This is a genomic window from Mycobacterium sp. 141, from assembly GCF_000382405.1.
Lineage (GTDB): Bacteria > Actinomycetota > Actinomycetes > Mycobacteriales > Mycobacteriaceae > Mycobacterium.
In genome coordinates this window covers 11,781-26,416 of sequence record NZ_KB908274.1, presented here as the reverse complement: position 1 = coordinate 26,416, position 14,636 = coordinate 11,781, and the positions used below count along the sequence as shown (strand labels likewise).

12 protein-coding genes are annotated in these 14,636 nt (G+C 67.3%); 10 read left to right on the top strand and 2 right to left on the bottom strand.

Going from position 1 to position 14,636, the window contains the following annotated elements; translation table 11 throughout:
* Positions 1-170 precede the first annotated feature (170 nt).
* Positions 171-869 (top strand): hypothetical protein, encoded by a 699-nt coding sequence (locus H276_RS0119740; RefSeq protein WP_019973014.1) that lies wholly within the window; start codon positions 171-173, stop codon positions 867-869.
* Between the two features lie 36 nt (positions 870-905).
* Complete coding sequence (locus H276_RS0119735) at positions 906-2,447, top strand: DNA polymerase Y family protein (RefSeq protein WP_369758529.1); 1,542 nt, start codon at positions 906-908, stop codon at positions 2,445-2,447.
* A gap of 19 nt (positions 2,448-2,466) precedes the next feature.
* Here H276_RS0119735 and H276_RS0119730 read toward each other — a convergent pair whose 3' ends face one another.
* Positions 2,467-3,582 (bottom strand): nucleoside hydrolase, encoded by a 1,116-nt coding sequence (locus H276_RS0119730; protein WP_019973012.1) that lies wholly within the window; start codon positions 3,580-3,582, stop codon positions 2,467-2,469.
* Here H276_RS0119730 and H276_RS0119725 point away from each other — a divergent pair.
* From H276_RS0119725 to H276_RS0119700, 6 genes are all read left to right on the top strand, one after another.
* The gene (locus H276_RS0119725) at positions 3,581-4,450 is read left to right on the top strand and encodes a MaoC family dehydratase (protein WP_019973011.1); all 870 of its coding nucleotides are present in this window, start codon (positions 3,581-3,583) and stop codon (positions 4,448-4,450) included. The two genes, H276_RS0119730 and H276_RS0119725, sit on opposite strands and share 2 nt — an antisense overlap.
* A 111-nt stretch (positions 4,451-4,561) precedes the next feature.
* Positions 4,562-5,446, top strand: a complete 885-nt coding sequence (locus H276_RS0119720; RefSeq protein WP_019973010.1) for a universal stress protein — start codon at positions 4,562-4,564, stop codon at positions 5,444-5,446.
* Positions 5,447-5,618: 172 nt separating this feature from the next.
* Entirely contained in the window at positions 5,619-6,197 is a 579-nt protein-coding gene (locus H276_RS0119715; RefSeq protein ID WP_019973009.1) for a dihydrofolate reductase family protein, read from the top strand.
* 37 nt (positions 6,198-6,234) lie between these two features.
* Positions 6,235-9,546, top strand: coding sequence for an error-prone DNA polymerase (locus H276_RS0119710; RefSeq protein ID WP_019973008.1), 3,312 nt, complete (start codon positions 6,235-6,237; stop codon positions 9,544-9,546).
* 177 nt (positions 9,547-9,723) lie between these two features.
* Positions 9,724-9,954, top strand: coding sequence for a hypothetical protein (locus H276_RS0119705; RefSeq protein ID WP_019973007.1), 231 nt, complete (start codon positions 9,724-9,726; stop codon positions 9,952-9,954).
* Positions 9,955-10,014: 60 nt separating this feature from the next.
* Positions 10,015-10,668, top strand: coding sequence for a nitroreductase family protein (locus H276_RS0119700; protein WP_019973006.1), 654 nt, complete (start codon positions 10,015-10,017; stop codon positions 10,666-10,668).
* A gap of 18 nt (positions 10,669-10,686) precedes the next feature.
* Here the strand turns inward: H276_RS0119700 and H276_RS0119695 are convergent, their stop codons facing one another.
* Positions 10,687-11,151, bottom strand: a complete 465-nt coding sequence (locus H276_RS0119695; protein ID WP_019973005.1) for a tRNA (cytidine(34)-2'-O)-methyltransferase — start codon at positions 11,149-11,151, stop codon at positions 10,687-10,689.
* A 288-nt stretch (positions 11,152-11,439) separates the two neighbouring features.
* On the opposite strand from H276_RS0119695, the gene H276_RS0119690 reads away from it, so the two are divergent.
* Together H276_RS0119690 and H276_RS0119685 are read left to right on the top strand one after the other, a co-directional pair.
* Positions 11,440-14,223 (top strand): ATP-binding protein, encoded by a 2,784-nt coding sequence (locus H276_RS0119690; protein WP_019973004.1) that lies wholly within the window; start codon positions 11,440-11,442, stop codon positions 14,221-14,223.
* The gene (locus H276_RS0119685) at positions 14,220-14,630 is read left to right on the top strand and encodes a roadblock/LC7 domain-containing protein (RefSeq protein ID WP_019973003.1); all 411 of its coding nucleotides are present in this window, start codon (positions 14,220-14,222) and stop codon (positions 14,628-14,630) included. The genes H276_RS0119690 and H276_RS0119685 overlap by 4 nt, the downstream gene beginning before the upstream one ends.
* Positions 14,631-14,636 lie beyond the last annotated feature (6 nt).

Below are 14,636 nucleotides of genomic sequence, written 5' to 3'. Positions count from 1 at the left end.
GTAGTCGAACTTTAACTTAAAGCTCAAAAGGGTGTGGGGCATTCCCGGTGGTGTTACCGACCCGCAGGCCCGGCGTCCGCGGCTTGACGGTGTGGAGGTGGGGGTGTTTACTCAACATATCGAACATACTTTCGAATATGACTGGGTCGGATGGTGTTGGAGGTGCTGCTGTGACCGTTGCGGTGGACCTCGGCCTGAGTCATCTTACCCGTGCTGAACAGGTAGAACATCTGCGCCGCAAGATCGCTGCGGTATCGGGGAAGGTCGGTCCGGCGCACCGTGGGGTGGGCCGGACCGGTGCGGTGGGACCTGTCGGGAATTCTTTGCTGGAACTACCCGAATCACCGGCTGATCCGGTACCCGCCGAGTTGCCCACGACGCTGCCGCGCGGAACCGTCGCGGTGATGACGGGTGCCCGGTCGCTACCACTGGGCATGGTGGCAGCCGTGACGAAGGCAGGAGGGCATGCCGCGATCGTCGGGCAACCCGATGTGGGGCTGCTGGCCGCGGTGGAAATGGGTGCAGATCTGAGCCGTCTTGCGGTCGTTCCGGATCCGGGTGCCGATCCGGTCGAAGTGGCGTCGGTGCTGATGGACGGGATGGACCTGGTGCTGCTCGGGCTGGGCGGACGCGCAGTACCGCCGAGCCGGGCGCGGGTGATGGTGGCACGAGCTCGGCAGAAAGGGTGCACGCTGCTGGTGGTCGACGGCGATTGGCAGGGTGCGTCCACGCGGTTGGAAGCCAGGGTCTGCGGTTATGACGTGACCGGTGCGGGCGCAGGCGCACTTGCTCCTGGGCGCGGCCGGATCGGCAAGGTCCGGCTGTCCATGCGGGGAGCTGCGGGATCAATCTGCGCGGCAGGCGGATAGATCGTGTCGGCGTCTCGGGTGCTGGCGCTGTGGTGCATGGACTGGCCTGCTGTCGCGGCGGCCACTGCGGCACGGTTGGAACCGACCGCGCCGGTCGCGGTCACGTTGGCCAACCGGGTCGTCGCCTGCTCCGCGTCAGCGCGGGCATCGGGGGTGCGGCGCGGATTGCGCCGCCGGGAAGCTCAGGCTCGGTGTCCCTACCTGCATGTGGTCGCCGCCGATCCGGCTCGCGACGCCCGGCACTTCGAGAGCGTCACGATCGCAGTCGACGACCTGGTGCCGCGGGCCGAGGTGCTGCGGCCAGGTCTGCTGGTGCTGCCGGTGCGCGGCGCAGCGCGCTACTTCGGATCCGAACCGGCCGCTGCCGAACGGCTGGTCGACGCGGTGGCCGCGGCGGGGGTGGAATGCCAGGTGGGCATCGCAGATCAGTTGCCCACCGCGGTTTTCGCCGCCCGGGAGGGGTGCATCATCGCACCGGGGATGGATGCCCCGTTCCTGTCCCCGTTGTCGATCCGGCAGTTGTCCACCGAACCGGCTTTGGCGGCGCCCCGCCGAGAGGAGCTGGCAGATCTGTTGTGGCGGATGGGTATCCGCACCCTGGGCAAGTTCGCCGAGTTGTCGCGGACCGATGTGGCCTCCCGGTTCGGGGCCGACGCGGTGCTCGCGCATCGGTTTGCCCGTGGCGAGTCGGCCAGGGGGCCGTCGGGGCGCGAGCCGGCGGCTGAACTCGACGCGGTGATGAACTGTGATCCACCGATCGAACGGGTGGATGCGGCGGCCTTCGCCGGGCGTTCGCTGGCCAGTGCTCTGCATCGCAGCCTGGAATCGGCGGGGGTCGGCTGCACCCGGTTGGCCGTCCATGCCGTCACAGCCAACGGCGAGGAGCTGGAACGGGTTTGGCGGTGTGCCGAACCGCTGACCGAGGATGCCACGGCCGACCGAGTGCGCTGGCAACTGGACGGCTGGCTGAACCGCCGTACCTCCGACCGGCCTACCGCACCGGTCACCGTGCTGCGGTTGCGCCCGGTGGAGGTGGTGCCCGCGGCGGCGCTGCAGCTGCCGTTGTGGGGCGGGATGGGCGAGGATGACCGGTTGCGGGCCCGGCGTGCGTTGGTGCGGGTCCAGGGCCTGCTCGGGCCGGAGGCAGTGCAGGTGCCGGTGCTCAGTGGTGGGCGCGGGCCCGCCGAACGCATCACCTTCACCCCGCTGGGGGACGAGCCGGTACCGCGCGCCGACCCGAGGCAGCCCTGGCCCGGGCAACTACCCGAGCCTTCGCCGACCGTCCTGCTCGATGATCCGGTGGAACTCCTTGACGGGCAGGGTGATCCCGTGCGGGTCACCAGCCGGGGGATGTTCTCCACCGATCCCGCCCGGCTGGCCGGTGCGGGCCGGCGCGACGGCAGCCTGCGCTGGTGGGCCGGGCCGTGGCCGGTCGACGAGCGGTGGTGGGATCCGCAGAGCCGGGGTGCTGGTCGTACCGCGCGGGCGCAGGTGTTGCTCGGCGACGGCGAGGACGGTCAGGCGCTGCTGCTGTGCTACCGGCAGCGACGGTGGTACCTGGAGGGGGCCTATGAATAGCCTGAACAGCCGCCGGTGCTCAGCCCAGCCTCCGGGCAAATGGGCCGACCCGGCCGATGAACCTATCGAAGAACGCCGCCGGGTCCACGTGGTCGCCGATGAGCGCGTTGGGCTGACGACCCCAGTGCCCACGCCAGTCGGCCACCGTCATGCCACGGGTCAAGGTGCCCGTCAGCTCGACGTCGACCGTGGTCCGCCGGCACCGCACCAGATCAGGATCCAGCGCCACTGCGGCGGCCAACGGATCGTGCAGATGCGCGAGATACCCGTCACCGGTGGCGAAGTGGAATTCGAAATAGAACCGCATCGCGTCCTCGAGCACCCGGATCAGCGGATTGACCGCCGCCGATCGGGTCCCACGCTCATCGAATTCGCTCATCGGTCCGGTCGGTGACCCCGCTGCGTCAGCCAGCCGGCCCAGCAGCGCCGGCGTCATCGCGATGTGCTCGGTGAGGTTCAGCCCCAACACAATCGGCAGATGCTCCGGCGCAGCGGAACCCCATGCCGCGGCCCAGCCGCCGAACACCTCGGCCGCCGATTCCGGATCCACGCTGATGTTCCACTCCGAGACCGGGGTGGTGTTGCCGCGGTAGTCGAAAGCCCCGCCCATGATCACCAGCCGGCGCAGCAGGCGGGGTAGTCGGGGCTCCGCGCGCATCGCCAGGGCCAGATTGGTCAACGGGCCGGTGGCCAGCCCGATCAGCTCACCCGGCCACGCCTGCGCCGCGTTCACCCAGGCCTGCGCGGAACCGTACCCGGTCAACTGGCGATCGGTGACCGGCAACCGCGCATAGCCCAGCCCCGCGGGCCCGTGGGTGTCCTCCGCGGTGCGTAACGGAACGCTCAGGGGGTGCTCGGCGCCCTTGGACACCGGGATGGCGCCCGCTCGGCACAGTTCCAGCAGGCCCAGGTTGTTGACACAAACCTGTTGCACACCAATGTTTCCCGCTGTCGCGGCAATGCCTACCAGCTCCGCGTCGGGGCTGGCCAGCAGGTACACCAGGGCCATCGCGTCATCGACTCCGGTGTCGACGTCGGCGAAGACGGGCTGCGGCGGCACGTCGCCCACGATAACGCCCTCGGCTGCCAGTGCACGCTGGGTACCAGTCAACCGAGGGTCTATCGTCCGAATCATGCCGATCAACCCCAATGCCATCGGTGAGAAGACCGACCCGTATATCTTCGACTGGACCGACCGCGACACCCTGCTGTACGCCATCGGCGTCGGCGCGGGCATCGACGATCTGGCGTTCACCACCGAGAACAGCCATGGGATCCAACAGCAGGTGCTGCCGACGTACGCGATCATCGCGTGCTCACCGTTTGCGGCGGCCGCCAAGATCGGCACGTTCAACTTCGGCATGCTGCTGCACGGTTCGCAGGAGATCCGGGTGGCCAAACCGCTGCCGCCGGCCGGGAAGCTACGGGTGGTCTCCGAGGTCGCCGACATCCAGGACAAGGGCGCGGGTAAGAACGCCGTGGTGATGCTCAAAGGCATCGGCACCGATCCGGCGACCGACGAGGTGCTCGTGGAAACCCTTACCACCGTGGTGATTCGCGGTGAGGGTGGTTTCGGCGGGCAACCCGGCCGGCGCCCGGCGGTCCCAGAGATTCCAGAGTCCGAACCCGACGCCCGGCTGGCCCTGCCCACCCGCGAGGACCAGGCGCTGATTTACCGGTTGTCCGGTGACCGCAACCCGCTGCACAGCGACCCGTGGTTCGCCAAGAACCTCGCCGGCTTCCCGAAGCCGATCCTGCACGGGCTGTGCACTTACGGTGTCGCCGGACGTGCACTGGTGGCCGAGTTGTGCGGCGGTGACGCAACGAAACTGCGCGCGGTCGCCGCCCGATTCAGCTCACCGGTCTTTCCGGGGGAGACGTTGACCACGTCGATCTGGCGTACGGCGCCGGGTACAGCCGTGTTCCGCACCGAGGCCGCCGCGCCGGACGGGACGGCCGCCCGGGTGGTGCTCGACGATGGGGTCGCCGAGTGTGTTGGCTGATGGATTCCCGCCCTGCAGTCAATTTCGTCGAAGCGACGATAAGCCGGGCCGTGGGTTGACAGGATTTGTGCGACTACAGTCCACAACGCAGTGCGGAAATGGCGGTGACACATGAAGTTGGTCGTTGGTTACCTCGCCACACCCGGCGGCGCCGACGCGTTGGCTCTCGCGTTGCGCTTCGCCCGAACGCTCGGCGCAGAGGTCGAGATATGCATCGTGTTACCACCGGACACGGGCCTACCCGCATTGGTGCCCAGAGGTGGTTTCGAGAAGGCCCTCGCCCGGCAGGCCCGGGGCTGGCTCGAGAAGGCGCTCGCCGCGGTACCCGCTGACGTTGTCGCGCATAGCCATCTGAGCTTCGATGAATCGTTCACCGACGGACTGATCCACGAGGCGGTACGGCTCGAGGCCGAGGCCATCGTGGTAGGTGGCTCCGGCGGCGGCCTGGCCGGTAGCTATTCGCTGGGCTCGGTGGTCAACGAGCTGCTGTACTCGTCGCCGGTACCGGTCGCGGTGGCGCCGCGCGGAACCCGCGAATCGAAGATCGAGCGGGTTCGGGAAGTCACCTGCGCACTCGGGACCCGCAAAGGCGCGGATCGGTTGCTGGATACCGCGGTACAAGCAAGCAAGGCGGCGGGTACACCGTTGCGGTTGGTGTCCCTGGTGGCGCTCGATCCCACCTTCGGCTCGCTGCGTTCGGATAGCGATGCCGTTCGTAAGCATGCGCTGGACCACGCCAGAAAGACCCTGGAAACAGCGAAAGCCAGTCTGCCGGAAGGCTTCCCGGTGACCTCGACGGTGGTCGACGGACCCACGGTGGAAGCCGCGGTGAGCAAGCTGGAGTGGCAGGACGGGGACGTGCTGATGGTGGGTTCCAGCAGGCTCAGTGCACCCAGGCGAATCTTCCTCAGCTCCACTGCGGCAAAGATGTTGCGGGTGCTCCATGTTCCGATGGTGGTGGTACCGCGCGACGATGGGGGTGACGACGAGGGGTAATGACGCGCGAAACGCGTCGGTTGCGGCCTAGCGCACATTGTCGGCCGGGTATTCCGCGTTGAGCAGATCGGCGATCTCGTCGTACTCATAAAACGCTCGGAGTGTGCGATGAGTTTCGCCGTGGTGTCCCGTCTATATCGGCACCTGACCAACCGCGCCCTAGGAGAGCACCATGACTGCCGCGTACACCTTCGACGTCTTTTCCAGCCTCGACGGCTACGGCGGCGTCAGCGGCGGTGACTGGGGCGGCTACTGGGGCAAGCAGGGCCCTGAACTGCTTGAGCACCGCCTTGCGCTCTACCGCGAGGAACAGCGGATGGTGTTCGGCGCCAACACCTATCGGACGTTCATCGAGCTCCTCGACTCGGGCACCGAGGAGTCGGTGGGAGACGCCTGGGTGACCCGCATGCGGAACCTGCCTGCGACCGTCGTGTCGAGCACCCTGGACGCGCCGCTCGACTGGCCGGACGCGACCGTCGTGAGCGGCGACGCCGTGGAGGTGGTCGCCCGGCTCAAGGAGGAGTCCGAGGTACCGTTGCGCTCGCACGGCAGCCTGTCGATGAACCGGGCGCTGATGGCAGCCGGCCTGGTCGACCGCATCCAGGTGACGATCTTCCCGATCATCACGGGTCAGACCGGTGATGACCCCATCTTCCAGGGTGCGGCCGACTTCGACCTCGAGCTGATCGAGAGCCGCATGCTTGACGGCCGCATTCAAGAGCTTATCTACCGGCCCACCGTGCGTCCGTGAGTAGCGCACCCGAACATATGTTCGATAAGCTGACCGGGTGGGTTGGCACAACGGGCCATCGAGCTGGACCGAGATGGAGCGGGTGTTGTCTGGTCGGCTGCCTCGGCCCGCCGAGGATGGCAAGCCGCGTCGGTCCGGTCTTCCGCTGGAATCGTCCGGCGATGGTGGCGACAGCCCGGCCTGGTCGCGTAAGCGTGGGGTTTATCGGCCGCCCGAGGTGCCCCGTGCTTCCGATGCGGTGCCCTATGCCGAACTGCATGCCCATTCGGCGTACAGCTTCCTCGACGGCGCCAGCACCCCCGAGGAGATGGTCGAGGAGGCGGCCCGGCTGAATCTGGGGGCTATCGCGTTGACCGACCACGACGGGCTCTACGGGGTGGTGCGGTTCGCCGAGGCGGCCCGCGAACTCGATGTGGCCACGGTGTTCGGCGCCGAGTTGTCGTTGGGCAATACGCCGCGCACGGACGTTCCGGATCCGCCCGGCCCACACCTGCTGGTGCTGGCCCGCGGGCCCGAGGGCTACCGGCGGTTGTCCCGGGAGATCGCCAGGGCGCATTTGGCCGGCGGCGAGAAGGGCAAACCCCGCTACGACCTCGATACGCTCACCGAGGCGGCCGGTGGCCACTGGCACATCCTCACCGGATGCCGCAAAGGCCATGTCCGCCAGGCATTGTCCCGCGACGGCCCGGTGGGCGCCGAGCGGGCACTGGCGGAACTGGTGGACCGGTTCGGGGCCGACCGGGTCAGCGTCGAGCTCACCCATCACGGTCGGCCGTGCGACGACGAACGTAACGTCGTGCTGGCTGAGCTGGCGCCGCGGTTCGGGGTGAATATCGTCGCGACCACCGGTGCGCACTTCGCCGAACCGTCGCGCGGACGGTTGGCGATGGCCATGGCGGCGATCCGGGCCCGCGACTCGATGGAGGCCGCCGCCGGTTGGCTGGCCCCGTTGGGCGGAGCGCATCTGCGCTCGGGGGAGGAGATGGCGCAGCTGTTCGGTTCCGAAATCGTGTCTGCAGCGGCTGACCTGGGCGAGCAGTGCGCGTTCCGGCTGGAACTCATCGCCCCGCAGTTGCCGCCCTTCGACGTCCCCGACGGGCACACCGAGGACACCTGGCTGCGGCATCTGGTCATGGCCGGTGCCGCCGAACGCTACGGTCCGCGCGCGCAGGCGCACAAGGCGTATGCACAGATCGAGCATGAGCTGAAAATTATTGAGCAGCTGAGGTTTCCGGGTTACTTCCTGGTGGTGCACGACATCACCCGGTTCTGCCGGGAGAAAAACATCCTGGCCCAAGGCAGGGGATCGGCGGCCAACTCGGCAGTCTGCTACGCGCTCAAGGTCACAAATGTCGACCCGATCGCCAACAACCTGTTGTTCGAGCGATTTCTGTCGCCGGTTCGCGACGGCCCACCCGACATCGACATCGACATCGAATCGGACCTGCGCGAGAACGTCATTCAGCACGTCTACGAACGCTACGGCCGGGATTACGCCGCCCAGGTGGCCAACGTCATCACCTACCGCGGGCGCAGTTCGGTGCGCGACATGGCCCGCGCGCTCGGGTTCTCCCAGGGCCAGCAGGATGCCTGGAGTAAGCAGATCGGCCGGTGGAACGGCCGGGTCGACTCGCCGGACGTGGAGGACATCCCGGAGCAGGTGATCGACCTGGCCACCCAGATCGCGAACCTGCCCCGCCATATGGGCATCCACTCCGGTGGCATGGTGATCTGCGACCGTCCCATCGCCGATGTGTGCCCGGTGGAGTGGGCTCGTATGGCCAATCGCAGTGTCCTGCAATGGGACAAAGACGACTGTGCGGCCATCGGCCTGGTGAAGTTCGACCTGCTGGGGCTGGGCATGCTCTCGGTGCTGCACTACGCGATCGATCTGGTGGCCGACCACAAGGGCATCGTGGTTGACCTGGCCAAGCTGGACTTGAGTGAGCCCGCGGTCTACGAGATGCTGCAGAAGGCCGACTCGGTCGGGGTGTTCCAGGTCGAGTCACGGGCCCAGATGGCGACGCTGCCGAGGCTGAAACCACGTGAGTTCTACGACCTGGTGGTCGAGGTGGCGCTGATCCGGCCCGGCCCTATCCAGGGTGGCTCGGTGCACCCCTACATCAAGCGGCGCAACGGGGAAGAAGAGTCGGAGTGCGATCACCCGTCGATGGAGCCGGCCCTGGCCAAGACGTTGGGTGTGCCGCTGTTCCAGGAACAGCTCATGCAGTTGGCGGTCGACTGTGCGGGGTTCACCGCGGCCGAGGCCGATCAACTGCGGCGGGCCATGGGGTCCAAACGCTCCACCGAGAAGATGCAGCGACTGCGGGCCCGCTTCTACGACGGGATGCGCGAGAAGCACGGCATCACCGGCGAGGTGGCCGAACGGATCTACGACAAGTTGGAGGCCTTCGCCAATTTCGGTTTTCCGGAAAGCCATTCGCTCTCCTTCGCGTCGCTGGTGTTCTACTCGTCGTGGTTCAAGCTGCACCACCCGGCGGCGTTCTGCGCGGCGCTGCTGCGGGCGCAGCCCATGGGGTTCTACTCGCCGCAATCGCTGGTCGCCGACGCGCGGCGGCACGGGGTGGCGGTGCGTGGGCCCGACGTCAACGCCAGCCTGGCCTACGCCACGCTGGAGAACCGCGGGATGGAGGTTCGGCTCGGGCTCGGCAGTGTGCGGCACATCGGTGACGAGCTGGCGCAGCGCATCGTCAGCGAACGGGATATCAACGGGCCGTTCACGACTCTGATCGACCTGACCGGGCGGATGCAATTGAGCGTCCCGCATACCGAGGCGCTGGCGACCGCCGGTGCACTGAGTTGTTTCAGGATCACCCGCCGCGAGGCGCTGTGGGCAGCGGGTGCGGCCGCCACCCAGCGCCCGGACCGGCTGCCGGGGGTGGGGTCGGCATCGCACATCCCGACGCTGCCCGGGATGACCGACCTGGAACTGGCGGCTGCCGACGTGTGGGCCACCGGCATCTCGCCAGACAGTTATCCCACCCAGTTCCTGCGGGAGGGCCTCGACACCCTGGGAGTCGTGCCCGCGGGCAGGCTGCTGGAGATTCCCGACGGAACCCGAATCCTGGTGGCGGGGGCGGTGACACACCGACAACGGCCCGCGACGGCGCAGGGCGTCACGTTCGTCAACCTGGAAGACGAGACCGGCATGGTCAACGTGCTGTGCGCGCCGGGGGTGTGGGCGCGCTACCGCAGGTTGGCGCAGACGGCCTCGGCGCTGCTCATCAGGGGCATCGTGCAGAACGCCAGCGGCGCGGTCACCGTTCTGGCCGACCAGATGAGTCCCGTGGACCTCAGGATGGGGTCCCGCTCGCGGGACTTCCGCTGACGCGGGCCGCCCCCGGCGGGCGACACCGGCTTCCTCCGATAGGGGGACACCACGTTCATCGCGTGCATCCACCACTAGGGCGACAGACCCGGGCCGAGTTGGGCGGCATTCTTATCTCAACGGCGAAACAAGCCAAACAGATAAGTCAAAACCCAACTCACGCAAAGGATTACAGAAATGATCCGCATCATCGGCACCATCGCACTCCCGATCATCTCTGCCGGCGTCATCGGCGGGGCCGCGCTCGGTCTGGCCGGCACCGCATCGGCCAGCACCACTGCCCAGGCTCCGTCAGGCCCGGGCCACTCCTTCAGCCCGAGTACGCACGCCCACCCCGCGCCCAACGCTGTGCCCGGCTGGCACAACCACCACGGCGCGTGGCACATCGCGGTCATGCAGCACCGCTGAGCCTGCGCTCGCGCTTGCTGGTCGAACCGCTCCACGTCCGCACGAAGGTAATCTCGCGCCATGACAGCCGATTCGAACCTGAACTTGTCCACCGACGAACTTCTGACCACGACTCGGTCGGTGCGCAAGCGACTCGACTTCGACAAGCCGGTGTCGCGCGAAGTGATCATGGAGTGCCTGGGGTTGGCGCTGCAGGCGCCGACCGGGTCCAACGCTCAGGGCTGGCAGTGGGTCTTCGTGACCGATTCCGCAAAGAAGAAGGCGCTGGCCGACATCTATCGGTCCAACGCCAACCCGTACCTCGACCACCCGACCCCTGAGCGCGGCGACATTCGCGACGAGCAGGTCGGCGCCGTGATGAGCTCAGCGAAGTACCTCAACGAGAACTTCGAGAAGGTGCCCGTGCTGATGGTGCCGTGCCTGGCGGGCCGTCCGGACGGAGCGCCGGTCGGAAAGCAGGCGTCGTACTGGGGTTCGTTGCTGCCTGCGGTGTGGAGCTTCATGCTTGCGCTGCGGTCCCGCGGGCTGGGCTCGGCGTGGACGACGTTGCATCTGCTCGGCGACGGCGAGAGGCAGGCCGCCGAGGTCCTGGGCATTCCGTTCGACCGGTACGCGCAGGCGGGGCTGTTCCCGATTGCCTACACCAAGGGAACCGACTTCAAGCCGGCTAAGCGGCTGCCCGCCGAGCAGCTCACGCACTGGGACACCTGGTGAGCCGGACGGGGCAGGGAATCAGACCGCGCCGCTGAAGCCGTGTTGCCGCCACGCCTCGTAAGCGGCGACCGCGGCGGCGTTCGACAGGTTCAGCGACCGCCTGCCGTCGAGCATCGGGATCCGCACGCGGTCGGTGATGTGGGGATCGGCGAGCGTCTCGGTATCCAATCCGGTGGGTTCGGGCCCGAACATCAGCACATCGCCCGGTTGGTAGCTGATGTCGGCAAACGACGACGCAGCGTGCGCTGTGAACGCGTATACCTTGGCGGGCATCAGCGCCGACCATGCCGTCGCAAGATCCGGATGCACGGTCACCGACGCCAGATCGTGGTAGTCGAGTCCGGCGCGGCGCAGTTTGGGCTCCGACAGATCGAATCCCAATGGCTCCACGAGATGCAATTCGCAGCCGGTGGCAGCGACCATTCTGATCGCGTTGCCCGTGTTGGGCGCGATGCGAGGTGAGAAGAACAGCAACCGAAACATTTCGCCGACGATCGTACGGTGGGGCGCCGTACCGTACTCCGAGTGATTGCCGTCGACAAGATCGGTGATCGTTGCGAGGTTTGCTCAATTACCACACGACTGCGCTACAGCTCGGTCACAAACTTTGACTGTTCAGTAAGAATTGTGGAAACGCTTGCGAGTGGCTGTCATACTCGTCGAATTGCCAGGCGTAGTGACGCCCGCCCGAGTGTGGGCGAAATCAGCAGGAAGCCTTATGAATCACGCCTCAGGACCAAAGTGGCGAGACTCGGTCGGTAGCAGGGTTGGATGCCGATGACCGCCTTTACACAGCTGAAACAGGCCGACGGAACGGTGGTCGAATTCACCCCGGCGCCACACGTGCCGGCTAAGCGGCCGTCCCGTTGGTCTCCGGCGAATTGGCCCGTCCGAGGGAAAGTGCTCGCCATTGTTCTGGTGCCGCTGATTCTGGCCGTCGTGTTCGGCGGATTACGCATCTACAGCAGCTCAGTGGAGGCCTCCCGGCTGCGGTTGGCCGCCGACCGCGCGGAATTGATCCCGGACATCGACAAGTACCTGGCTGCGTTGGAAGGCGTCATGGTGGCCGCCACCGAGGGTGGTGACAGCCAGGCTGCGCTGGCGGATTTCAACGCGCATAAGACCGACCTGCGTCAGCGTACCGACTCCACCCAGGTTGCCGACGACGTCGGGCAATCGGTGCACGGTCTGCTCGACAAGGGCCAGGAACTGGTAGGCGCGGTGACGACCAACGCGGTCGACCTGCGGACCCAGGTGATGGAGTACGGGTCGCTGCTGCTCACCGCGGAAACTGCGGTCACCGGATCGGTACGAACCGACGATCAGGACGTGCAACTGAAGGCCGACGCGTTGTCGCGGGCGATCGGTGCCCGCGGACAGATGATGATGCAGCAGCTGCTGGTCACCCGCGGTGGTGATCTCTCCGAGCCGGTACTTCGCGACTCGATGATCGCATTGGCCGGTACCGAACCGTCGACCGTGACGGCGATGACGAAGGCCTTGGGCGGTGCCTCGGAGCAGGCGGCGACGCTGCGTTCGGAGATGGTCAAGCGATTGGGGATGCTGTCCGACCCGACCATTACGCTCGTCGACAATCCTGACCTGCTCGCTTCGCTGCAGGCAACCGGCAAGATCGCCGAACAGATGATCGGCGACTTCACGGCCTCCATCCCGGCCGACGTCGATGCCCAAGCGAATCATCAGCGCAACGTGGTTGTCCGCGACGCAATCTTGGTCGGCGCAGCCATCATCATCGCGTTGGTGATCGTGCTGCTGGTGGCCCGTTCACTGGTGCGTCCACTGCGCGCGCTGCGCGATGGTGCGCTCAAGGTCGCCCACGAGGATCTGGCCGCCGAGATCGAACGCATCCGTGGCGGCGGTGAGCCGGGCATCGTCGAGCCGCTGCCCGTCTTCACCACCGAAGAGGTCGGTCAGGTCGCCCACGCCGTTGACGAGCTGCACCAGCAGGCCGTCTTCTTGGCCGGTGAACAGGCGCAGTTGCAGTCGCAGGTCTCCGACATGTTCGAGACGCTGTCGCGGCGCAGCCGTTCGCTGGTGGATCAGCAGCTGTCCCTGATCGACCGCCTTGAGCGCGACGAGGACAGTCCCGAGCGGCTGAATAGCCTGTTCAAGCTGGACCACCTGGCCGCCCGGATGCGGCGCAACGGCGCCAACCTGCTGGTGTTGTCGGGCTCCAAGGTGACCCGCGAGCACAAAGAGCCGGTTCCGGTCGAGACGATCATCAACGCCGCGGCCTCCGAGGTCGAGGATTACGCGCGCGTCGTCACCGCGGACGTCGCCGATGTTGAGATCGTCGGCTCCGCCGCCGGCGACCTGATCCACCTACTGGCCGAGTTGCTCGACAACGCGCTGCGCTACTCGCCGCCGATCTCCCAAGTCCGGGTGTCTGCCGAGCATGCGGACACCGGCGGGCTGGTCATCGAGGTCAGCGATGTCGGTCTGGGTATGACCGACGCCGATCTTCGCGTCGCCAACGCGCGTCTGCAGTCCGGTGGCGAGGTCAATCCGTACACCGCCCGCCACATGGGCTTGTTCGTGGTCGGGCGCCTGGCCACCCAGCACGGTCTGGTGGTCCGGCTGCGCAGCACCGTCGCCGAGGAACCGAACTCGGGGACCATCGCCGGAATCTATGTTCCGGTGGAGCTGCTGGCGCGCGACGGGGCGCCGATGACCGCCCCGCCATCGTTGGCAACAGCATCTGATCACCCCTCGCACGGGCTGGCTGCCGCGATGGGCCTGGACATGCGACCGGCCGACGCGGCAACCGAGTCTGCTGAGCTGCTGCGCAACGGCCATGCCGATCTGCCGCAGCGCAATCCCGGTGCCAGCGGCATCTCCGAGCTGTCGCAGCGCAATCCCGGTGCCTCGGACACAGAGACCCCAGCCGAGGGTGTTGCCGCAGCAGAGGCAGCTGAGCAGCCGGCCGCGGACGAGAAGCAGCCTCCCGAACCGGGGCCGAGCACCGGGGCGCTGACGAACACCGCGGTCACCAACACCTCGGCGTTTTTCGCCTCGCGCGCGCAGGCTGCCTCCAACGGCGTGCAGCCCGAGTTCGCCCCGCCGCCCGCCGCTGCCGAGCAATCGCCGGCAGGTGAGCCGCGTCCGGCGTCAGCGGTCGACGCCATCTACCAGTCGATGATGACCGAATGGGACATCGACCCCGCGACGCACGTGCGCAGCGCTGACCTGGATTGGAAGACCGTCTGGGAGAAGGGCTGGACCGTAGCGGCCGCGGCGCAGGACGCACCCGTCGAGCAGCACACCGAGGACGGTCTGCCGATGCGTACGCCGGGTGCCCGCCTCGTGCCGGGCGGGGTTGCGGCGGTCGTCGGGCTCGACGACCGCCGCCCCGCACACCGGCATGACGACAGCCCTGAAGCGGTAGCATCGGCCGACAACCCTGACAGCGACGTTTTCGCGGTGCTCCCGCCGCGCGATCCCGACGCCGTCCGCGCGAGCATCAGCAACCATTTCGGCGGTGTGGCCGCCGGCCGGTCGCATGCCCGAGAGACCAGAGGAACAGATAACGAATGACCCGTGGAGGAACGCAGCGTGACTCCCTGGACTGGTTGGTGTCGAAGTTTGCCCGCGAGGTGTCCGGGGTGTCGCACGCGGTGTTGGTGTCGGCCGACGGGCTGCTGATGGCGGCCAGTGAGCACATGCCGATCGAGCACGCCGATCAGCTCGCGGCGGTGGCATCCGGTCTGGCGAGCCTTGCCACCGGTGCGGCACAACTGTTCGAGGGCGGCAACGTGCTGCAGTCGGTGGTCGAGATGGACAACGGCTATCTGCTGTTGATGCGGGTCGGTGATGGCTCGAACCTGGCGACGCTGGCCGGCCGGTCCTGCGATATCGGGCAGATCGGTTACGAGATGGCGATCCTGGTCGAACGCGTCGGCGCTGTGGTGCAGTCGTCGCGCCGGACGCCCCAACCTTCGTGAGCCGCT